Below are 22,035 nucleotides of genomic sequence, written 5' to 3'. Positions count from 1 at the left end.
GAGGGTCTGGCGCCTCTCAGGGGAGATGGCGCCATTTGACCCTGCGCTCCTTCAGATCGAGCCTGCCGCCGTCGACGGTGAAGGTACCGTCGCCAAGGTGGTGAAGCATTCGACCCTCTTTGCGGGCCTCGTTGACCCACAGCCGCTTGGCCCCAAGGATGAAGAGGTTGTATGGCTCGACCAGCCTTCCATCGACAACGACACATTCGATATTTGCCAGGCAGTCCGTGATCAAGGGAGCGGAGACGTCCTTGGCCGGCCGAGTCTTGAGGCCGAATCTCTGGAGCTTATCCACCCGATCACCGGAGCAGTTTCCGACGTCGACTGCGGTTTCAGCCAGATCGAGCCCGGGCACCGCGATGACGCATTCTCCGGTTTTCCGGAGGGCTTGATAGCTGTGGTCCCAAGAGCCGATAACGCAGCCGATCAGCGGCGGATCGTGCCGGATCATCATATGAAAGCCCATCGTCATGACGTTGGGCTTTCCATTATCCATCGTGGAGACCAACACGATAGGACCCGGTTCCAATACGCGATAGGTTTGGGATGGGGATATCTCCTTCATTTTTCTCTCCTTTGAGGAGTCCCGCATCTAGGCGGGGACCCGTCAGACGCCGGTTTGTTACCACCCCTGTTCCACTGGCAGGACGAACAGCTCGGCGACGTCGACGTGAGCCGGGGCTTGGGCAGCGAAGACGATCGTATCGCCGATGTCCTCGCTCTGGAGGAAGGTCATCTGGCTGGACAGCTCGTCCATCTGCTGGCGATAGCCGGGGTCCGTAATGTGATCGTAAAGTTCGGTAGCAACGGCGCCCGGTTGGATGCAGGTGACGCGGATGCCGTGCTTCTGGCCCACTTCCATGCGCAGGCCGTCAGAGAAGGCGGTGACCGCGTGTTTCGTGGCGCAGTAGACCGAGAGACCCTTGAAGACCTTGCGGCCCGCGATCGACGACATATTGATGATGTGGCCGGAGTGCTGCTTGATCATCTCGGGGAGAACGGCGGCCGTCGTATTGAGAAGGCCTTTCACGTTCACATCCAACATCCGGTGCCACTCGTCGACCTTGAATTGGTCGATATCGGAAAGCGGCATCAGGCCTGCATTGTTGACGAGGATGTCTATCGAGCCGTAGGCGTCTACAAGCTTCCTGACGCCCGCTTCGATAGAAGGCGCATCCACGACATCCATCTCGATTACAAGAGCTTCACCGCCCTTGGCTTCGATCTGCTTCTTGAGATCCGCGAGCTTTTCCGTACGGCGGGCGGCGATGCCGACCCTTGCGCCGGCTTCGGCAAGCTTTGCAGCGGTAGCGGCGCCAATGCCGCTCGATGCGCCCGTTACCAGTGCGATCTTTCCGTTGAGGTTAGTCACTGTCTTCACTCCTTGTCTTGAAGCCCGCCACCGCGGTGGGCGTTTCGTTTCGACAAGGAGGAAGCTAAGCCTTTCATGCCGGGCCTTCTCACGGGGCCTTGCTCCACCTATTGCGATATTGCTCAAATCGCGGCAGGTGGAAAAGAACTAACCTCGACGATAGTGGCTCGGCGGGAGACCTGTCTCGCGCCGGAAGACCTGGGCAAAGTGACTTGGGCTCGAATAGCCCACGGACATGCCGATCTCGATAATGCTCGTGTCCGTCTCCTGCAGGAGCAGCTGTGCTCTGGCGACACGCTGGCGAATGAAATACCTGGAGGGCGAGAGGCCCGTCGCCTTCTTGAACAGACGGCTGAAATGGAACTCGCTCATGCCTACGGCCTCGGATAGTTTCGCGAGATTGAATGGCTCAGCCAGGTGTTCTTCAAGATAGGCGACAGCGCGCCGAAGCTTGAAACCCGGAAGTGCTGTCTGCCGCCCGCCTTCGGAGCCATTCGACGAATAGTTCCGGATCAGGTGGACGGCGAGACTCTGGGCAAGTCCCTGAATGAACAGCTGGCTGCCTTTCCCTTCAGCCGTAAGTTCCTGATGCATCAGGGCCAGAAGGTGCGACAGCTGCTCGTCCTTGCCACCGGATACGTCACGCAGTGCGGAGGGCGCAGCGCGGCCAAGCAGATCTTTTGCGACGCGCTCGAAGAGAGGAACTGACAAATAGAGGTGCATCACCTGGAAAGGAGCCGCGCCTGTCGCACGCCAGCGCATTTCGTAGGGTGTCGGAGACCGCGTCAGGAAAAAGTCCCCGACCGTCACGGTGTTGGTAACCCAGTCACGATCAATCTCACGTTCTTCAACGATCGCCTCGCCAGATATAACCCACACAATAAGCGGCTCGGCGACGGCGGGAACAAGGAATGGTTCCTGCTTCTTGAGGCGGGAATAGACCTGTACGAACATATCGTCCCAGGCCGGTCCATCGCCGCTCACAATCGTTCGGCCGGCAATGTATTGTTCGAGACCTAACGGAGAGGTTCGTTCAGGCGGCGTAGTCTTTTCTTCTACGGCTGGCGGGATATGCAACGTGCCGCCGATCAATATCGGTATTCGGGGAAGTGCTTTGCGGCGGGATGCTTTCATATCTTCCAATTCGAACCCCTCCTGATTGCGCTCGAGCGAGGCTCGGTGGAATACGTCGCCTTATCTTCCACCCTGGAGGCGGCCGATCAGGTTCCGTCGACATTGCGATTGGCAGATCCAGCGTCCATCCCGGCTCGACGCCAATGCCAAGACCGGCGAATATCAGCGACACCAGCGAAAGAATATGGTCTCAGCTCTTCTTTGTCCGGCTCTAAAATCCTTTGGGGAGTTCACGCTTTGAAATAAGCGGTCACTTAAAATGACTTCCTATTCCGGCTCATTACGGTCATGTGGATAACCAAGCTCGTCTGAGCCATCGCTTGACGACTAACGGACCAAAGAGCTGATTGCATGGAAAACCCGGTCGCATTGAACCGCATCGCCGAAAACAAGGTCTTTCGTAAGGGTGATGTTTTCGTCCTCTTCGGCGAACTATTCGGCCGCGGATATGCCACTGGCTTGCTCGATGAAGCCCGGCGGGTTGGAATGGAGATCGTGGGCATCACAGTCGGGCGGCGCGACGAAAACAACGCGCTTCGGCCTCTGGACGCCGAGGAACTCTCTGCCGCCGAGGCCCGATTGGGCGGCAGAATCATCAACATACCTCTCATGGCTGGCTTCGATCTCGACGCCCCGGCAGGAGGCCCGACTCCGACGGATCTCCTCGCATCCATGACGCTGGAGAGCTGGGAACATGACACGCTCGATTGGGACTACATCAAAAAGTGCCGGGACATCGCTACCGCACGGTTCACGAATTCGCTTTCGCAGGTCATGGCCGTTCTCGACGGAATGATCGCCGACGGCCGCAATGTCTTCTTCGCCCATACAATGGCCGGAGGCATTCCGAAAGCCAAGGTGTTCCTGGTTGTCGCCAATCGTATCTACAAGGGACGTGGTCCCCGCCACATGTCTTCGCAAGCGCTGCTCGACAGCGACATGGGCAAGCTTATCCTGCAGAATTTCGACGAAGTCTCGGCAATCACCTTTCGACATCTTATCGACTTCAGCGCGGCGATCCGTGAGCGCGTAGAGGCTTCGGGTGCTCAGGTCCGGTACACGGCCTACGGTTATCACGGAACCGCAGTCCTGATTGACGGGCGCTATCGTTGGCAGACCTACACCAACTACACCCAAGGTTACGCCAAGATGCTGCTAGAATCCATCGCGCAGGAAGCCTGGACAGCGGGCGTCAAGGCAACCGTCTATAACTGCCCCGAGATCCGGACCAATTCGTCCGACGTATTTACGGGTATCGAGCTTCCCCTGATACCGTTGCTGCTTGCCCTGAGGAAAGAGAACGGTGGGCAATGGGCAGAGGACCAGTGGCAGGCATGCCAACAGCTTCTGGCAGACGGCTTCACGATGAAGGACGTTTTCCAGAAGATTACCGAGATGCAGGCCAACGAGGTCATGCGTCCGTTTTACGACTTTTCGGCATGGCCCATGGCAAACAGCCAGGCACAGTCCGATCTGACCATCGGCACGTCCAACGAGATCACGCAGATGCATCGGGACAGCAAGGCCATGATCAGCGACCTCTTGAGTGCTCTCGTGGTGGAAGCGACCGGGCAGCTAATTTTTGGCGCGTCCTCAGAGCCCTCCGGCCACATCCAATGGCTCAACCACGATATCGTGGCGCGGCGACTTAACGCTTCCCACCTGCAGTGGAAGTCTGGCCCGCCATTGATCGAACAAGGGGCGGAAGACCCTCATCTCGAGATCGCCTGACAGCTTCGATCTTCGTAGAGATTTTTGCGAGCATTATCCGATCGCCTGAATCATTTAAGCCCCGAAAATTTCCGTTGCTCCCGAATGTAAGCGATTGCAGCAGCCTCCAGGCTTCTGCACTCCTCCTCGGATTTAATCAGGGTCTCGTCGTCTTTCTCGGCTGAGCATCGAAGAACGTCGCGCCGCAAACACGCATGCTCGTAGGCCTCACAGAGCATCAGAAACGCACTGCTTTCCATCATCCACGCGCTACGACGCAGAGCTGGGGCTGCCAAAAGCAGCCGCGCCATTCCTGCCTTCTTCACATCCATTTTGGACCGCTCGGCACCGGTTCAAGGGCAGCATCTGCCAAGAAACCCATGTCTCTGATGAAAAGTTCCTCAGTGAGCCGCCCCCATTTCGACCGGACAGTCGGCATCAGCAGAAAGGCTAAAGCAGGCTCAAGGACAAGCTTATGTCTAACCAGTATCGACGCATTGAAGTCATCACGGGTGACGTTCGCCGCAGATCAAACGCGCCGCTCTGGGGAGCCGGTCTTCGGCATTGACGACGGTGCGTGCCGCACTATCAGAATTTGCGCGGCCAAACCTGCTGCTCCGCCAGAACGTCCGAGAGCCCGCGTATTGCATCTCGATTGCCAGTCGCCGCGGCCGCCTCGAAAATTCGTTTGGCTTGCGCATAGCGCTTGAGTTTCAGATAAGCATATCCCCGCAGCACCATCAGGTCCGTCCGCTCGGTTGCCAGTTGGCGACGCTGCTCCAGAAACAGAAGCGTCTCGTTATACCGTCCCGCATCGAAGGCGGCGACGGCTCGGTCGGCCAGGATAGCGGTCTGCAGTTCATTTCTGCGGGCAAGACTTTGTGGCGACCGCGCAGCCGCAACGGCCGCCTTCCCGGTCAGTCCGGCGCGCAGATAGGCAAGGCTCTGTCCGTAGGCAGCATCCTCGCGCAGTTTCGAAGCGGACGCTCGCAGAGCGACCTCGAAAGCTTCGGCGGCTTCCAGAGGCCGGTTCAGATCCATGAGGCACCAACCACGTGCAAGAGCCGCCCCCGGCGGAAGGCCGCGCGGATCGATCGTCGAACGGCAGCCGCTGAGCTTGCGAGGGGTCGTTTGTGACCCACGGGCGGCGCTCCCAAGCGGCGCGCCTTTCGCTGGCGCCGCCGCTGTTCTGATTGGCGCCGACCCAGCAGCGATCGTGGCCGATCCTGGCGGAGCCGTGTTGGCCTTCGCCTGGCCGTCCACCTCATCACCTAAGCGCGCAATTCTATCGGATTTCGCCGCCCAGAGACGCTGGATCTCCGCGACCCCTGCCCTGTCCCCGAGTTCCTTGTGACTGATTGCAAGGCCATAGGCGGAGGGCTCGTCGTCCGGCTTCCAGCCAAGCGTGGTCGAAAACCACTGCACAGCCGTGGCTGGCTGCCCAAGGAGACGCGCGTACCAACCGAATTGCTGCGCTGTCGCGGCATCGCGACTCTTCATCGTCTCCTGTGCAATCCTTTGAAGAACATCTGCGCTAAGAGCCACGGGCGGATCTATCGCCAGGAGGTTGGCGGTCGCGGCGAAGTAGGTCGCTCGCGCATCACTGGAGGCGTCCCGCCATGGGTAGAGCACCTTTTCGGCTTCCTCGGGTGCCTTGCGCTCGATCAAGACGAGCGCAAGGCCCTGTGATGCCGGCGCAGAGTCCTGCTTGTCGCGCGCCAGACGGAACCAGCGTTCCGCCTCACTCGTGTTCTTGCGGCGAAGTTGGTACCAGCCAAGGAGCAGCGCATCCGCGGCGGACCCTTCCGTTTCCGCCAGCCGCTCGACACGTTGGAGATACTTCGGATCCACCTCAAGCGTCGCGTCCTCATCGCCTGCGGCGACAAAGCGGCGGGCGAGATCGTCGCGAATGCTCTCGAACTCCAGCGCCCCCGCGGAATTCGTTCTCTCATAGGAGAGCAGATCCTGCATGCTCGAATAGGAAAGATTAGAGGCAGCCTTCTGCACGGTAGCGAGCCGTTCGGGATCGTTGTCGCAGTTCTTGAGAATGTAGAGGTATGCGTCGCGCGCCCGGTTAGGCCTCTTGGTCTCAGCAAAGGCTTCGGCCACACGCCAAAGAACGTCATTGTCGCTGCACGTCAGAAGACTCGGCGTGCCTGCTCCTACCTGGATTACGGTTTCGTATTGCTTCAGATCGGACGCATTGACGAGTCTGGCACGTGCCTCGGCGACATTCAGCCGCTCAAGCAAATCGGTTGGAACCTGCCAATCCGGATCGGTCGACTGACGTTCGGCTATGGCCCTTCGCACTTCCGCATAGCGCCCCTCGGAATAGAGCCGCCACATCGTCTCCAATTGAGCATCGCTGTTCTGCGGCACCGCCAGCGGATCTTGCGGCGGCGTCCAGTTTGGATAGAGCGCCCGCAGGCGGGCGATCTCGGCCTCCAGACGAGCCGTATCGCCCTTGCTGGCGAAGTAGCGCAAGGCTGATTCATCGACGCGCGGAGGCGGCGGATCTTGTGTGCTCTCAGGGGCGGCCGGTCCGTGAGCCTGTGAGAGTTGGACAGCAGTTGATGCGTCATCGGCTCGATCCGCATCGACGATCACCTGCGCCAATCCCCTGGGCAACTCCCCGTCTCCGGCGAGCCCGGCGGCGGCAAGCGCGGCGGTCACAACACCTATGGATGCAACAATCGGGAACTTCATAGGCACTCCGGGCGCATTTCCTCCACGAAAGACAAACCCAGCAGGTGCATTGTCGAGGGGTAGTATTGGGTCGGATCAAACGTTTTCATGTCGTCGGGGAGCTTCGTCCCTTGGAGGACACAGGCCAGGATATGGTTAATAAGTCGATAACCTGGATCGGTAAGGGTCTCCTCCACGGCACCGCTTTCGACATCGCTGAGCAAAACCGCACCTTTCGCATCGGACATGCCCCTGTAGATCCGTGAAAGGAGCTCACTGTCTGTCCTTCCCGAGCGAACAAGATAAAGCGGGATGCGCAGCGCGTTATAGCCGAATTCGGACGGGAAGCCCTCCGCCGGCTTGAACACGGTTCGTGCACTAATCCAGTCGGCGGGCAACTTCTTTGGCCCGAACTCCAGTCTCTTGAGAATAGCTTCACCGTCTGCTGCGAGCGCTTTCCAGGCAGGAGAAGGAACCAATTGTTCGAGAACCGGAAAGGCTTCGAAAACCCAGTAGGACGGGTTGATGACGGGCCCGTCGGCCCGATCGGCCGCAGAAAATCCCTGCGCGCCCGGCAAGAGCAAGGTCAGCCCCCCGTGTTCGACGACGGTTTTCTCGAGAATCGCCTCTGCCAGCGCAGTAGCCGCACGCGTGTAGTCCTTGCGATCCCAGGAAACCCCTGCACGGGCCAAGGCATAGGCGATCAATATGTCGCCGTCTGTTGCATTGTTCGTATCGGAAACATGAGGCGCTTCGCCCGGACTCCATTTCCAGGCAGCAAGGCCGTCGTCGCGCAGGAGGAGTTCGCGGCGCGTGAACGACCAGATGAGTTCAAAATCGGCCCGGCTGCCCGCGAGAAAGGCCAACAGAAGGCCGTAACCCTGTCCCTCGCTATGGCTTATATCACCGTTGGCGTCGTCGATAATCCGGCCGCCCGGATCGAGAAATCGCGTCTTATACTTTTGCCACGCCGTTGCTTCCACCGTCGCTGGCTCCTGGGCATGCGTTGGATAAGCTAGCAGCAGGAGCATTAGCACGACGAGTGGCTTCATTGGCGGCGCCCCAATCTGGCAAGTAGGCTAGCAGTGGCCAATCCGAGCAGAACGACAAGGCAGACGAGCAGCACGGCGTACACCAATATGTTGCTCGACAGCCAATTGGCAAGGACAAGACGATAGTTCGCGAGCGAGGGTGGCCGAGTTTCGACGAACTCGAAGTGTTGCGCCGGGATCGAACTGATCCGATCGTTGACGGGCTCGTAGATGGAGATGTGCCCCGACATCTGGCTCCATCTGCGGACATCGGAAATCGTAGATACCGCGTCGCGTAGATGTTCTGGTGTAGGCGACGTGACGAGCGTCCAAGTCGTTCCCGCGTCCGGATTTGACGATTGCGCGATGAGCAGTGTCGCGGTATCCGGCGGCGCGAAGGGAGCCTCGTCAGGCGGGAGGAGCCTGAGTGAATTCAATGATATGTCGAAGGTGTCCTTCACCCAATCCTCAAGACCACGAAGGTGAGAGCGCCAGGTTCCGCCGTTCAAGCGGGTCTGCCAGGCATCAAAAGCCGCCCGCGAGTCGGCAAGAACCTCAGACGATGCGGAACTGCCCCAGGAGATCTGACTGTTCAAGTCAATCCCGGCTTCTGTAAGAACGGATTTCGGTATCTGGGGCATCGCGCCGACGAAGAGCGCTTCCCTGTCCGCGGAAGCAATCGGCGATGTAATCGTTTCGATTGCCATCGGACGCCCCCCTGCCACGGCCAAGCGGGCAAGAAAGGTCGCCGCCGCTGATAGGCTAAGGGTCTCAGCCCTGTCCACGTGTAGAGCGATCGGTTTGGCGCTGCTGCGAAACGGGTAGGCAGATCCCGCGGCTGCCGCGAGATCGGGAAGGCGTCCGATCCTTGCGAAGTCGGCCATTGCAAATTCTGATGTGTCAAATAGCGCGAAACGTGGCTCTGTCGAGGCGGCAGTTCCTGGCGCACATGTCCTATCGGCGTCGGTGAGAAGAACGGCCTCCAATTCGATCAGATTCGCACCTGGGTGAAAATGGCGCAGCGTCACGTTGATCGGCAAGTGGCGCACCAAGCCACCCGAGGAGTCCAGCGGAACCGTTGAGGCGATACTTCCATTGACGTATATGTCGATCCGGCTGCCCGGCCGAACCGCCTTGGTGTAGCCGACGTCGAGAAGCACCGTCGCTTCGCCATAGGCATTGGCGTAAAAATCCGGCGGAACCGCGACTGCGAAGGCAGTGCGAAAGCGCCGTCCAGAGAATTCCGTCGTCGACACGCCTAGAGCAGAAAACGGCAGCCTTTTGCCCGAGATCACCTGTGGCGCCTGGGGCAATCTCCACCTCCCGGTTTCAATAACGTCCCGCGCAACGTTGGCAGGTTTATCCGTCACCCTCGTGATTGATTCGATAGCCCCTTCGACCGCCGACCAATCCGGACCAGTCAAAACGAGGATTGGCGCCCGTTCCGGCCGACTTTCAACAAGGGCCGTCACTGCCGTCGTCGATGCCTCACCCGGCAGTGATGGGAAAAGAGGCTGTAATTCCGCGACCGTTCCGGCAAGAACCGTCAGTTCCCCGGCTCTGCCGAGTTCCGGGAGATCTCCGCGAACGTCGAAGCTCTGTGCCGGCATGTGGCCAAGAAGGGCGAGGCCTTGCGCTAGCCGCATCAACGCGGCGGTGCGGCTCGGCTGGTCAAAAGCCGGTGCGACGATGTTGAACCGCGTGCGCCCACTGGCATCGACGCCGACCGCTTGGATATCTTCAAGGGTCGTGAGCCTTGCCGCATCCCGGCCTTCAAACTGGATGTAGGCCTTTCCAGAGGCAATTTCGGTCCAGAGCTCGTATGTCGATTCGACCGTGCAGTCGGTCCGGTGGCGCTGTTGCACCCGAAAGCGAATTTCGTTCGAGCCCGTCCGCAAAAGGTTGGACGGGAGCTTATAGCGTCGTGATTCCGGCTTTTCCCCTGCCTGTACCGGTCCCTCACCGACCAACTTGCCATTCACAAATACCGACAGAACGGAACTTTCCGGCGCAATCACGACCGCGTTCTGGTACTCGAAAATGAGATCGCCGCCTGCGGCGGCTTGCGCCGGCGTCAAGTAGACCGACCACGCTCGCTCGTCGACTTCACCGGTCAGTGACAAACTGGCGAAGGGAACGATGTGCCTGCGATAAGATGCTGCGTCTTTCACCGGTGCAAGTTGGATTTTTTCACCTTCAATGCCGTCAGCCGGACCGTTCCTCGAAGGTTGCTCCTGTTGTTTGGGGGCGGGCGCCTGATCTTCAATGGGGCGTTCCCCCGTCATGTCGAACGGCGCCGGCTGGGCTCCCAAGGGCCCACAGGTAAGCAGCGCCACCACGAAGGCTGATAACCTCTTCAACGGACCCCCCTCGCCTCTTTGCGGGAAGAACCGAGGCTGCGGAAGAAATAGATTAGACCCCGCCCCATTTGATAGAAGGCGAGCCAGAGGAACCACACGGTACCGCGAACCAGACCTGGATTGCCGCGGCGCTTGTGCTGGAATTCGCTCCATTGCCGTGAATTCGCGAACAGGAGATCTGCGACGAGGCTATGGTGCCGGGCAACCTCCGGCAGGAAGCGGCAACCGACTGCGGTTATGTCACCCGTGACTTCCACGTTTCTGACCGCCATCGGCAGAATCTCGATAGCGCCATCCCCGGCGAAAGGCTCGAAGCGGATTTCGGTCCGCGCCTCGACGGACAAATCATCCTTAGCAAGGCCATAAACCTGAATGCGGACGCCATTGGCGGAGACATCCTCGATCGTCGCCGGATACCATCGTTCGCCGGTCGAGAATTCACAGCGGCGACTTACTTTGACGCGCCGCGACGCGGCTTTTTCCCCGCGTTCAGAGACGACGCCCAGAGCACATCCGGCCATTATAAGATTGAGAAGGTTCCAGCCTCCAACGACCATGGTGATATCCGCTTTGTAGGGTTCCGTGTAGACACGGTATGCGGTCACCAGCAACGCTATGAAGAGGACAATGAAGACCACAAAAAAGGGTCGCCCGATCTCCGATAGACGGCTCTCCTGAATGGATTCGTCCTTTGCCGTGACTTTGAAAGTCGGCTTGCGCGGATTCAACACCACCGACACGACGGCCGGCAGAAGGTGAACGGTCTGGACGTACTCGTAGAGCTCGGAAATCCAGGGCCAGCGGAACGAACCATAGAGATAATTCTGCATCATCAGGTTAACGACCAGATAGGCAAGCGTATACCCCATGAACTCGCCGCCCGACGCGGTGAATATCTGCAAATCGAAGAAAAGATAGCAGAGCGGCGCGAAAAGAAAGATCGTGCGCGGAAATGGGAAAAGCCAAAACAGTGTCGACGACATGTAGCAGAGGCGCTGTGGTATCGTCAGACCCCCCTTAAAGAGTGGAAATCGGAACATCAAGATTTGCATCATCCCCTGCGCCCAGCGGCTTCGCTGACCGATGAAACTCGCGAATGTCGCGGGTTGTAATCCTGCGATCAGCGGGCGATCGACATAGACGCTGTTCCAACCGCGTCCGTGTAGCGCCAACGCGGTTTCGCAATCTTCGGTGATGCTCTTGCCGCTGAAGCCACTCGTGTCCTCAAGCGCCTTGCGTCTGAGGACGGCTGCGGAACCGCAGAAGAAAGCTGCGTTCCACTTGTCAAGGCCACGCTGGATAATGCCGTAGAACATCTCGTTTTCGCTTGGCATCTTCTCGAATGTTCTCAGATTGCGCTCGAGGGGGTCCGGATTGAGAAAAAAATGCGGCGTCTGCACGAGAAACAGGCGCGGATCGTCCTCGAAGTAGCCGACGGTCTCCAGCAGGAAGTCGCGGGCAGGCGCATGATCCGCGTCAAAAACAGCAATCAGGTCTCCATCCGAATGCGACATGCCATTGTTGAGATTGCCCGCTTTGGCGTGTTCGTTGCGATCGCGCGTGAGGTAACGCACCCCGAGATCGGTGCACAGCTTTTGCAGTTCCAGATTGCGTGCGGTGGCGCGTTGCGCCTCAACGAGATTAGTCGAGTTCCGCTTCTGCAGCGTACCGCCGTCGTCAAGCAACCACACCCTCAGCTTCTCTGCCGGATAGTCCATGCCTTTGGCTGCCGCGAGCGTGTTGGCAAGCAGAGATGCGTCCTCGTTGTAGGAAGGGACGAACACGTCGACCTTGGGGTAGTCGCCCGGTGTTGCTGCCCGGGAGGGTCGCGGGGGAAGCGGCATGGCGACGACGAAGAGACTGAGCGCCAGCATCATGACGCTATACATTTCAGCGAGATAGAGAAGAAAGCCGGGAATGAAATTCTCAGGCTGGTTGATGGGCGGCAATGTTCCGGTAGTGCGCCAATAGACATAGCGCAGCACCACCGCCGTTCCGAAGGCGAGCGCAATCAAGCGCCACCTCCCCCCGGCATCTACGAGCTTGATGATCGCCATCAGCGTTACGATGAGCAGACTAGCGATCAACTGCGTCTGTAAGTTGACGGGCAGAGTGATGATCGCCACGACACAGAGAGAGATGAACGCCCACACGGCAAGGACGAAAACTTTACGCATAGATCTGCCTTCTAGCAATCGGCGCATGCAGTACCGCGAGCCCAAGATGAGCCTGTTTCAAGCCCGGCGAGCCGCGGCTCAAGGGCATTCACTTGCCGGCTGCGCTCCACAAGCCGGCGTGGGAACGACAATCGTGCTATTGCCGGACGGAACCGGCGGATTCATTTGAGGCGAACCGGTGGGTGTAGGAACCACGGTCTCGGTAGGGGCCGCCGTCTCCTGTTGCAACTCCGGCCTGATCGCACTCGTAGGCTCGGGAGCCGACCGCACCAACCTGACCGGCTGAATGGGCGCTCCCGCCGCAGCGAGCGGCCGCTCATGCCTATAGATCGGGTTGCCTGCCCGGCCCAAAGCCGGATCCACTGCCGGAGGCTCGCCATAGGGATTCCAGTCCGGATCAGCGAAAGTGCCAAGGATCGTATAACCATAAACAGCCGCCAGTAGTTCGCTTTCCGTAGCACCAGTCTTGCAATAGCGAAGGCGGATCTGAATGGTGCCATAGTCCCGCAATGGCGAGCGGCGGTGTTGAGGTGGCCGGATTTGCTGCCAGGGGTAAAGACAGGAATCGTTGCCCCGGCCGCGGCCGAAGGCGTAGCTGAACGGACCGTAGTTGTTTTGCAGATAGTCGGCGGTCTGCCTCAGGGCGGCGCCCGGTATTGCGCGATAAGCCTCCCGCAGCATCTCCGAACTGCGGATCGGAATGTAAGCGGTTCGCTCCTGCGCACTGCTCGTACCTACAGGTCCAAAAAACTGCACGCGCAAGAAGTTCTGACCCGGCGTGGCAGCGGATGTGTAAAGATAGATGTCCTGCTCCACCGCGTTCGAGGTACGCCGCTCGACGACACTTAGTACTGACGGGCCGCCCGGTGGCGGGAGCACGAGAGCATTTTCGGCCGGCACCATTGCCGCTGCCGTTGGCATGCGCACGCCTTCTCGGGCCGTACAACCCGTGATCAATATACATAGAAGAATGACCGGCGGGCCGAAGCGCCGACTCAGTAACCGCTTTGCCATACGGCCATCAATAATTCATTCGACCTAGAGTTCAACCGCAAGGAAGACAAGTTTGCGAATAGGACTGCGCAACCCCGCGCGACCTGTGGGAAACGTGGCAGAGAGCAACTGACCGGGCGGCCAAGTGCAGAGCCCGTCAATCTAGGTTCAAATCCGCCGTAGACGGCCGCCTTCTGCCGTCGGCCAGCCTGGTCTTGCTGAGTAAGGTTGAACGTCGCCGAGCGTAGCCGCTTCCCAAGGAACAATGGACTGCAAATCGATGCCATTTTGCGCCTGGCGACGCTCGTTGCCAAAGCCGTCGCAGGTGAAAATTTGTTCGCTTTCACGCTCATATCGGCTCCACTTCCTCAGAAGTTTGGAGCCTCCGGCAAACGCGGCGCTCTTCCGTCACTATGCGCTGTTTGAGCTAGTGATTGCACGGTGCGCGACTTGGAAAATCAGGCTTGGCCCGGCCCCGGCTATGCTGGCGCAAGTGGTGCTCCGTCCAGCAATCGCTTTGTCTGGACGGGCACCGTGCAGCTCCACCGCGCGCGTGATCGCAATGCAGAGCAGACACAGTCGGCAATGGCGCCGGCGGGAATGCAGTGCGGCCAGACTGTGCGTCAGTATGCAAAGAAGTCGACTAACTCGGGTCTGCAGGCCTCATTCCTAAGAGTCATCAGGAGCCCAGTTCAGGAAGAAGCCCACGTCACCAGGCATTCCACCAGGAAAGTTGACGATCATAGCTTTCAGCTTGAAGCCCTGAGGCTTGCCGAATTTTTGATAGCGTTCGTAGAATTCTTTTGCCTTGCCCTGGAGGGTCTGAGGCCAATCGCGGTCGGCGCTGTTTATTGCTCGGCCACTATCGGTGCAGAGACTCGAAGGGAAGCTGTAAACCATCGCCTCGAACTTTCCGTCTCGTACGGCGTTCGCCACGAGGCGGCGCACGACGGCGACCTCCTCTTGCGTGACATGCTCCTCGAGAAATACGTCGGCAAAGTCAGTCAGCTTCTTCTCCTGTACCGCTTTGACCTGTCGTTCCTTCTCCATTTCCTCCATTTGTCGTTGAAGGAGTTGCATACGAAGGTCCTTGGCGCTCGCAGGTGCGGCATCCAAATCGATATTTTGTTTTTCAGCCATTTCCTTGCTCCACTTTCAGTCAAAGGGATGGGAAGCCGCATTTCGCCGCACCGTTATCAGTGCGGCCTTCGCCACTGCGGACACCACTTGGGAAGTTGTTGCACGCAGGGGACCTTTTCTCGCAAGTGCACGCTTTTGAATAACGGAAGTTCCAATCGCCTTCATCCGTCGCCTCTCGAAGGCTATCACGATTTCTCACCCGCCGACGGTGCGCAGACAATCTAGACTGGACGGGCGGCCGGACCTGGAATTGGAACCTCGACGTGCCACGTGATGTCAGAAAACGACGAGCTTATAATCGTGCCCCGCTCACCACGCACCATTGCTGGAATGTCAGCCAATGCACCTATTGCGGCAGCGCGCCCGGTCGCATTCACAAAATGACAAGCGGCCTCGACCTTTGGTCCCATAGACCCGGCAGGAAACGAGAACTCGCCTAGCCGGTTGGGATTGGTCTTGAAGATCGCCTTTCGTTCCGGGGTTCCCCATCCGGTATATACAGCTTCTGCGTCGGTCGCCAATATGAGCAGGTCTGCTTCAATATCCCGGGCAAGAAGGGCCGAGCAGAGATCCTTGTCGATAACCGCTTCCACGCCAATCAGTGTCCGTTCCTTTCCCTGCTCATACATTGTCGGAATTCCCCCACCGCCGGCACAGATGACAACAGCACCTTTGTCGAGAAGCCATTGAATAGGGCGAAGCTCGAAGATACGCTTGGGAATCGGCGACGCCACCACGCGACGCCATTTATTCCCGTCCTGCTTGAATACCCATCCTTTTTGCTGATGCAGCTCTCCCGCCTCGCTTGCGTCGTAAACTGGGCCAACAAACTTGGTGGGATTCTGAAATCCGGGGTCGTTGCCGTCGACCTCAACCATCGTGAGGATTGTTGCCAGCGGCACTTCGAAAGGAAGGACGTTTCCAAGTTCCTGCTCCAGCATGTAGCCGATCATGCCTTCGGTTTCGGCTCCAAGGATATCGAGCGGATAGGCCTCCTCTGGCTTGTATGCGGATCCCTGCAGGGCTAACAGCCCGACCTGCGGGCCATTGCCGTGAGTAACCACGATCTGATGCTCCGCTGCGATCGGCGCAATGGCCTCGGCCGCTATCTTGATGTTCTGCCGTTGTACTTCGGCGGTCATCGGCTCCCCTCGTTTCAGGAGCGCATTACCACCTAAGGCGATCACGACGCGCATAGTCAGTCTCCCAGGGTTGCAACCAGCAGTGCCTTGATCGTATGCATGCGATTCTCGGCCTGTTCGAATGCGACGTTCGCTTGCGACTCGAACACTTCGTCAGTGACCTCAAGACCGTTCGACATCCCGTAGTCCTCGGAAATCTGCTTTCCGATAGCGGTCTCGGTATCGTGGTAGGCCGGGAGGCAATGCATGAACTTGGTTTGCGGGTTGCCGCTTGCTGACATCAACTCGGCATTGACCTGATAGGGCGTAAGCAACTGAATGCGTTCTTTCCAGACCTCCTTCGGCTCACCCATCGAAACCCAGACATCCGTGTGAATGAAGTCAACTCCCTCCACTGCTGCCCTCGGATCGTCCGTAATCATGAGGCGCGCGCCGGACTGAGCCTTAAGTTCTTTGGCGATAGTCTGATATTCTTCTGACGGCCACAGAGATCGGGGACCGCATATGCGCACATCCATCCCCATCAAACAGCCGACAATGAGCAGAGAATGACCCATGTTCGATCGGGTGTCGCCGATATAGGCGTACTTGATCTCGCTGATCGGCTTGTCGCTATGCTCGCGCATAGTCATGACGTCGGCGATCATCTGCGTGGGATGATACTCGTCGGTGAGGCCATTGTAGACCGGCACACCCGCATATTTCGCGAGAGTCTCTACGCCAGTTTGTGAGGCGCCGCGGTATTCGATGGCGTCGTACATGCGGCCCAGTACGCGGGCGGTGTCCTTGAAAGACTCCTTGTGCCCGATCTGCGAGCCGGCAGGGTCAAGATATGTAACATTAGCGCCTTGATCCGAGCAGGCCACTTCGAATGCGCATCTTGTACGCGTCGATGTCTTTTCAAAGATCAGGCAGATTTCCTTGCCTTTCAAATGTTCTTGTTCGGTCCGCGCATATTTCGCGCGCTTAAGATCGCGGGCGAGATCTACGAGATAACGAAATTCCCGCGGTGTGTAGTCCTGCACGGTCAGAAGCGAGCGATTTCGAAGATTGAAACTCATGGTGCTGCTCCATTTGCTGAAATCCGGTTGCAAAGTCAGTCATTCAGTCGGCTCTCGCCAAATCGGACACGTCATGCAATGACCGCCGCCGCGTCCTCGGCCCAACTCGGAGCCACGGATTGTGATGACCTCGATGCCTGCCTTGCGGAGCAGGGTGTTGGTATAGGTGTTCCGATCATAAGCAACGACTACTCCCGGCTCGAGCGCGACGACGTTGTTCCCGTCGTCCCATTGTTCGCGCTCAGCCTCATAGGTATTGCCGCCCGTTGCGATAGTGCGAAGCTTGTCGACGCCTAAAGCTTCGGCAACAACTTCAAGCATGGGTCGATCTTCCTGCCGCACCTCGAAATTTCCCTCATCGTCGAGAGGGATCATGCTGTAGCAGCGGATCCGATCTACAACCTCGGCGAATAGCGTCACTACGTCGCGATCACAGAATGTGAATACCGTGTCGAGGTGCATTGCCGCGCGGCTCTTCGGCATAAGGCAGCCGATGACGCGTGTAGCGGCTCCGGCCTTGAACAAGGTTTTGGCAACCTGGCCAACCGCTTGGTAAGTGGTCCGTTCCCCCATTCCGACCAGTAGGATACCATTGCCGATAGGCATAACGTCGCCGCCTTCGATCGTGGCGTTGGCAAACTGCTCGTCGGAGTCGCCCCACCAAATATCGAAGCTCGCACTCTTGAAGGAAGGATGAAACTTGTAGATCGCCCTTTGAACCAGAGTTTCTGCGCGCCGCGCCGGCCAGAACATGGGGTTGCACGTCACGCCGTTGTAAATCCAGCAGGACGGATCGCGCTGAAACAGGGTGTTGGGTATCGGGGGAAGGACAAATTCGGTGGCTCCGAAGGCTGATGCCATCAGGGTCTTGCCATGTCCCTCCGGGAGGTCTGCAACAGAGATTCCACCGATCAGGAAAGCAGCCAGGTGCTTGGGCTCCATTTCCTCCATCCAGGGACGTACGAGTTCGGCGATTTGGGATCCCATGACGTTGGGTGTGGCCCGGCGATCAAGTACGAACTTGCGCCCTTCGGCATCCATCAGAGTGTCGGTTAGAAGGTCGTGCAACTCTAGGACCTCCACACCTCGTTCCTGCATTTTCAGAACGAAATCGTAATGGTCCTTCTGCGCCTCATGCACCCAGACGACATCATCGAAAAGCAAGTCGTGACAATTGCCCGGCGTCAGCCGTTGATGAGCCAAGGATGGTCTGCAGACCATCACCGTTCTAAGCTTACCGACTTCCGAATGGACACCGACAGTACGCATTGGCATCTCCTTCCGCGACACTCAGACTCGCCTGCGTTGGTCGAAATTCGACGAAAGTCGGGCTGGGCGGTCATCACGGCGTTTGCGGACGAGCACTTCAGCCAGAGCCAAACAGTTCCGCAGCCTGTGGATGCCCTCTTCAGTATTTCGCTGGGAATAGGATAGTTCTTTGCGCAGGCGACGGCATTGATCAGGAACAATTCTCCCGAAAATGTAACTTTCCCGTGCGATCAACTGCTCGCATGTCCACTCGCGCCAAAGCAGTCTCCAGCATTACGCCTGATTTTTTTCGTTCTTGACCACGATCAACGACTTGTCGTTCGGCACTAACTAAAAATGAGTCTGCGCCAATCGCAGCGAAGGAATCAGAAAATGAGCACGATACCAATCATTCCGGCGAGGATGGTGGCCGCCTTCTGTTTATTGCTGGGCGCCGCCGTGCCAGCAGCTGCAGACGAGTATTATGAGGGCATCGACATCAACCAACGCCAAATCGACGGAAAAAGACAACCCATTAATACTTACCTCCTGAAGCGTAGGGCCGCCACCAAGGAACCGCCTCCATCGTCTACGGGGTCCGTGCCGAAGCCGGCCCCAGCAGCGCGCGAACCGACGCCCACCGTTCGCCCGTAACCTGATGCGGATGCAGAGACGCCACTGAGGGTCAGGTCTGACGCTGCAATCGCGGACCGGGCTCGCATAGCTCGCATGTTGATAATCGCGAAAGGCCCGGCCTTGGGAGGCGGAAAGATGATTAGAGGGACGACCCTTGCACTTGCGGGCGCAATAACGCTCATGCTGTCGATGCAAGTCAACGGCTCGCTTGCACAAGAATCGATGAAAGCTGAAACCGGTACCGCGGCAACAACCCCGGAGCCGTTGACTGACGACGAACTGGAGGTGCTGGTGGCGCGGATTGCGCTCTACCCGGACGAACTGGTTGCGCTGATTTCAGCCGTATCGCTATACCCCTTACAGATCGTCGAGGCGGACCGATTTCTTGAGAACCACAAAAAGAAGCCCGACCTGAAGCCGAAGGAAGCCTGGGATGGCAGCGTAATTTCGCTGCTGAACTATCCAGACGTCGTCAAGATGATGAGTGACGATCTTGAATGGACGCAGGCCTTCGGTCAGGCGGTCGCCTATCAGCAAAAGGACGTGCTGATTGCGATCCAGCAGTTGCGCGACGAGGCGGTAGCCAAGGACATTATCAAATCGGACGACAAGATGATGGTGGTCCAGGAGGGGGACAACATCATCATCCAGTCGGCAAATCCGGAGACTATCTACGTGCCGCAGTATCCTCCGGAAATGTTGTACGAGCCGGATTACGCGCCGGTGCCCATCGACTACTATGACACGCCCTATCCCTCCTATTACTACCCGGGCGCAGCCTTTTTTGCCGGAGCAGTCACCGGTGCGGTCTTTGGCGCTATCGTCGACTGGGACGACTGGGGGGTCTGGGGCGGAGACTGGGGCGGCGACATTGATGTGGACTGCGACAATTGCTTCAACAACGTCGATATAGACGGCAAGGTCAAGTGGAACGACATCGATTGGAAAAATGTCGACCGCAGCAAGCTGAAGTTCGATCGCGACCAGCTCCAGAAGCTGGACAGGACGAACTTGAAAAACAATATCAAGGCGAACGGCGACAACAACATTCGTAACCGCGCCACCGAGATCAATCGCGATCGGTTGAAGTCGGGACCGGGCGGTGGCGCCAGCCAACTAAAGGACGTTCGCAAGAGCACGCTCGAGGGGCTGAAGGCGCAGCCGAGACGGGACGCCGCCGCGCGTCCAACCGCAAAGCCCGGCGGCGGACAGGCGGTGGCAAAGGCGAAGTCCACCGGCGCGAAAGCCGGTGTCAACCGCCCCAAGGGTAAGAAGTCCTCGGCCAATCGGCCAGCAGGCAAGAAGAAGATGGCTTCGAAGGCGCAGAACAGGCCGAAAAAACCGTCCGGGCTAGGCAACGTCAACTCCGGCCGGCGGGAGGTGTCTGCCTCAAGGCGCGGCGGCCACAGCATGGGCGGCGGGCAACGAGGCGGCGGGCGGCCGCAGATGAGTCGCGGCGGCAGCCGGCCGCCGATGGGAGGACGTGGCGGTGGCGGACGCGGGGGTGGCGGACGCGGGGGTGGCAGGCGCTGAGCGGTTACTGGAGATAGAACATGATCAAGATCTTGCACACACTTCTCCTGGGATCGGCGATCTCGCTTGCGCCCGTCGTTGGCCCGATAGAGGCATCTTTCGCCCAGACACAGGATTTGGCGGACCTGGAGGATTATGCTGCTGCGGAAGATCCGCCAATCTTCGATGATCCGTCGAAGGCGGTGGAAGCATTCAAATCGGTCCTTGCCGCCAACGACTTCGACGGGCTTGCACGACTTCTGGGGCTGAACGCCGCAAAGCTGAAGACGGGCGAAGGAGCGATGGAGACCTTCAATCTGGTTCGAGAGGGTGCGGCCCGCAACATCGTCGTGCGCGATCTTGACGACCGCAAGATCATCGTCATCGGCGACCGGCTCTGGCCACTGCCGTTTCCGCTCGCCAAGGACGAGGGCGGCAAATGGGCTTTCGACACCTATGTTGGACTGGAGGAGATCGTCAACCGACGCGTTGGCGAGAACGAACTGGAGGCGATCGAGACCGCGCGCGCCTATATCGAGGCGCAGAAGGATTATGTATCGCAGGACCGCGATGGCGACGGAGTTTTCGAATACGCCCAGAAGCTGATCAGCAGCCCAGGCCAGACGGATGGGCTTTACTGGCCGGCAGATCAGGGGAACGGCGAAAGCCCGGTCGGTGAGGCCATCAGCGAGGCGGCGCTCGAGAAGGCAAGGACTGGAGAGGGCTATTACGGATACCGCTTTCGGATCCTGACCTCTCAAGGTGAGAATATCGCCGGCGGCAAATACGATTACACCATCAACGGCAACATGATCGCCGGCTTCGCGCTGGTCGCCTGGCCGGTCAACTATGCCGAAACAGGGGTCAAGACCTTCGTCATCAATCAGCAGGGCATCGTCTATGAACGAGACCTTGGTCCGAGCACCGGGGAAATCGTGCCATTCATAGATCGTTTCGATCCGGATGAAAAATGGAGCGTGGTTACCGACTAGATCACGATAGATCTAAGTCGATTGAGCATACCGCATATCCAATGAAGCTCGTTGGATCGGCGCCGCGCTGGCGCTGGAAGACGCAGATCCTATTGCCCCCGGGCAGACGCAGGCAAGCACGAGTGTCTGGCTTGGCTAGATCAAAGATTTCATACCCGCCATCAGAAACAGCCTGGCCGTACCGGCACGGCTGAAACAAGGAGGAGTAATGTTATGAAGCCAACCCCCATAACGCGCATCGTAGTGGCGACGGCAGTGAGCCTTCTCTGCAGTGGAACAGTGGTCCAGGCACAGAACATGAAGAAGTACGGCACTGCGGCAGGCTGGGATATCATTGTGAGAGGGGACATGGGCCCCGGCTGCCTGATCGCGAAGAAGTTGGGTGATGATATGCAGGTTCTCATGGGCATAGACGAGACGACCGGCAGACGCGGCTACATGGCACTCTACACAAAGTTGGCGGCAAACGTTGGCAGTGGTGAGAAACGCTCGGTGATATTCGACGTTGACGGCCAGAAATTCAGTGGGGAGGCAACCGGTCAGCAGCTGGAGGGATTCGATGGAGCTTACGTTTGGGTCAACAATCCAGACTTCATCTACGATCTTGCCAAGATGAAGACGCTGACGATCACGCCGGAAGGGCGCCAGCCTTTCGCGCTGAGCCTTGCCGGAACCGACGCTGCAATGCAGGCCATGCGCGCCTGCCAGGAGGCTAACTAGGTCGGTATCGCCTGCGCGCACACTTGACTGCGATCAATGCGAGAGGATCCATGGAGTGGCATGCTCTACAGACGGTAGAGCAATGCATGCAGGAGGTTTGCGCCGTCGCCTGGAGGGGAGCA

17 protein-coding genes are annotated in these 22,035 nt (G+C 58.5%); 4 read left to right on the top strand and 13 right to left on the bottom strand.

Annotated features, from left to right (window positions below):
• Positions 1–16: 16 nt before the first annotated feature.
• From FB009_RS06570 to FB009_RS06560, 3 genes are all read right to left on the bottom strand, one after another.
• Positions 17–565 (bottom strand): flavin reductase family protein, encoded by a 549-nt coding sequence (locus tag FB009_RS06570; RefSeq protein ID WP_024324438.1) that lies wholly within the window; start codon positions 563–565, stop codon positions 17–19.
• Positions 566–622: 57 nt separating this feature from the next.
• A complete protein-coding gene (locus FB009_RS06565) occupies positions 623–1,372 on the bottom strand; it encodes an SDR family oxidoreductase (RefSeq protein ID WP_018210303.1) in 750 nt (249 codons plus the stop codon).
• Positions 1,373–1,519: 147 nt separating this feature from the next.
• Complete coding sequence (locus FB009_RS06560) at positions 1,520–2,515, bottom strand: AraC family transcriptional regulator (protein ID WP_024324437.1); 996 nt, start codon at positions 2,513–2,515, stop codon at positions 1,520–1,522.
• 342 nt (positions 2,516–2,857) lie between these two features.
• Between FB009_RS06560 and FB009_RS06555 the strand changes: the two genes are divergently transcribed.
• A complete protein-coding gene (locus tag FB009_RS06555; RefSeq protein WP_024324436.1) occupies positions 2,858–4,237 on the top strand; it encodes an enoyl ACP reductase FabMG family protein in 1,380 nt (459 codons plus the stop codon).
• 50 nt (positions 4,238–4,287) lie between these two features.
• Here the strand turns inward: FB009_RS06555 and FB009_RS06550 are convergent, their stop codons facing one another.
• From FB009_RS06550 to arcA, 10 genes are all read right to left on the bottom strand, one after another.
• Positions 4,288–4,548 (bottom strand): hypothetical protein, encoded by a 261-nt coding sequence (locus tag FB009_RS06550; protein ID WP_011970099.1) that lies wholly within the window; start codon positions 4,546–4,548, stop codon positions 4,288–4,290.
• Positions 4,549–4,804: 256 nt separating this feature from the next.
• Positions 4,805–6,922: a hypothetical protein gene (locus FB009_RS33085; RefSeq protein WP_024324435.1), complete on the bottom strand. Its 2,118-nt coding sequence runs from the start codon at positions 6,920–6,922 to the stop codon at positions 4,805–4,807.
• A complete protein-coding gene (locus FB009_RS06535; RefSeq protein ID WP_024324434.1) occupies positions 6,919–7,953 on the bottom strand; it encodes a glycosyl hydrolase family 8 in 1,035 nt (344 codons plus the stop codon). Before FB009_RS06535 ends, FB009_RS33085 begins: the two co-directional genes overlap by 4 nt.
• Entirely contained in the window at positions 7,950–10,271 is a 2,322-nt protein-coding gene (locus tag FB009_RS06530) for a cellulose biosynthesis cyclic di-GMP-binding regulatory protein BcsB (protein WP_050574016.1), read from the bottom strand. The genes FB009_RS06535 and FB009_RS06530 overlap by 4 nt, the downstream gene beginning before the upstream one ends.
• Positions 10,272–10,288: 17 nt before the next feature.
• Entirely contained in the window at positions 10,289–12,469 is a 2,181-nt protein-coding gene (gene bcsA, locus FB009_RS06525) for a UDP-forming cellulose synthase catalytic subunit (RefSeq protein ID WP_101778763.1), read from the bottom strand.
• 78 nt (positions 12,470–12,547) lie between these two features.
• On the bottom strand, positions 12,548–13,483 hold the full coding sequence (bcsN, locus tag FB009_RS06520) for a cellulose biosynthesis protein BcsN (RefSeq protein ID WP_145161491.1): 936 nt from the start codon (positions 13,481–13,483) through the stop codon (positions 12,548–12,550).
• A gap of 648 nt (positions 13,484–14,131) precedes the next feature.
• Positions 14,132–14,602: a hypothetical protein gene (locus FB009_RS06510; RefSeq protein ID WP_024324430.1), complete on the bottom strand. Its 471-nt coding sequence runs from the start codon at positions 14,600–14,602 to the stop codon at positions 14,132–14,134.
• Between the two features lie 221 nt (positions 14,603–14,823).
• A complete protein-coding gene (gene arcC, locus FB009_RS06505; RefSeq protein WP_024324429.1) occupies positions 14,824–15,798 on the bottom strand; it encodes a carbamate kinase in 975 nt (324 codons plus the stop codon).
• Positions 15,799–15,800: 2 nt separating this feature from the next.
• On the bottom strand, positions 15,801–16,805 hold the full coding sequence (locus FB009_RS06500; protein ID WP_018010497.1) for an ornithine carbamoyltransferase: 1,005 nt from the start codon (positions 16,803–16,805) through the stop codon (positions 15,801–15,803).
• A gap of 39 nt (positions 16,806–16,844) precedes the next feature.
• A complete protein-coding gene (arcA, locus tag FB009_RS06495) occupies positions 16,845–18,074 on the bottom strand; it encodes an arginine deiminase (RefSeq protein ID WP_024324428.1) in 1,230 nt (409 codons plus the stop codon).
• 750 nt (positions 18,075–18,824) lie between these two features.
• On the opposite strand from arcA, the gene FB009_RS06485 reads away from it, so the two are divergent.
• From FB009_RS06485 to FB009_RS06475, 3 genes are all read left to right on the top strand, one after another.
• Positions 18,825–20,222: a DUF3300 domain-containing protein gene (locus FB009_RS06485; protein WP_024324426.1), complete on the top strand. Its 1,398-nt coding sequence runs from the start codon at positions 18,825–18,827 to the stop codon at positions 20,220–20,222.
• Positions 20,223–20,242: 20 nt separating this feature from the next.
• Positions 20,243–21,193, top strand: coding sequence for a DUF2950 domain-containing protein (locus FB009_RS06480; protein ID WP_018010502.1), 951 nt, complete (start codon positions 20,243–20,245; stop codon positions 21,191–21,193).
• A gap of 213 nt (positions 21,194–21,406) precedes the next feature.
• Positions 21,407–21,913, top strand: a complete 507-nt coding sequence (locus tag FB009_RS06475) for a hypothetical protein (RefSeq protein WP_018010503.1) — start codon at positions 21,407–21,409, stop codon at positions 21,911–21,913.
• Positions 21,914–22,035: the final 122 nt, after the last annotated feature.

The sequence above is a fragment of the Sinorhizobium medicae genome (genome assembly GCF_007827695.1).
Taxonomy (GTDB): domain Bacteria; phylum Pseudomonadota; class Alphaproteobacteria; order Rhizobiales; family Rhizobiaceae; genus Sinorhizobium; species Sinorhizobium medicae.
Note: the sequence above shows the minus strand (reverse complement) of the source record. Positions and strands in the feature narration are given on the sequence as shown.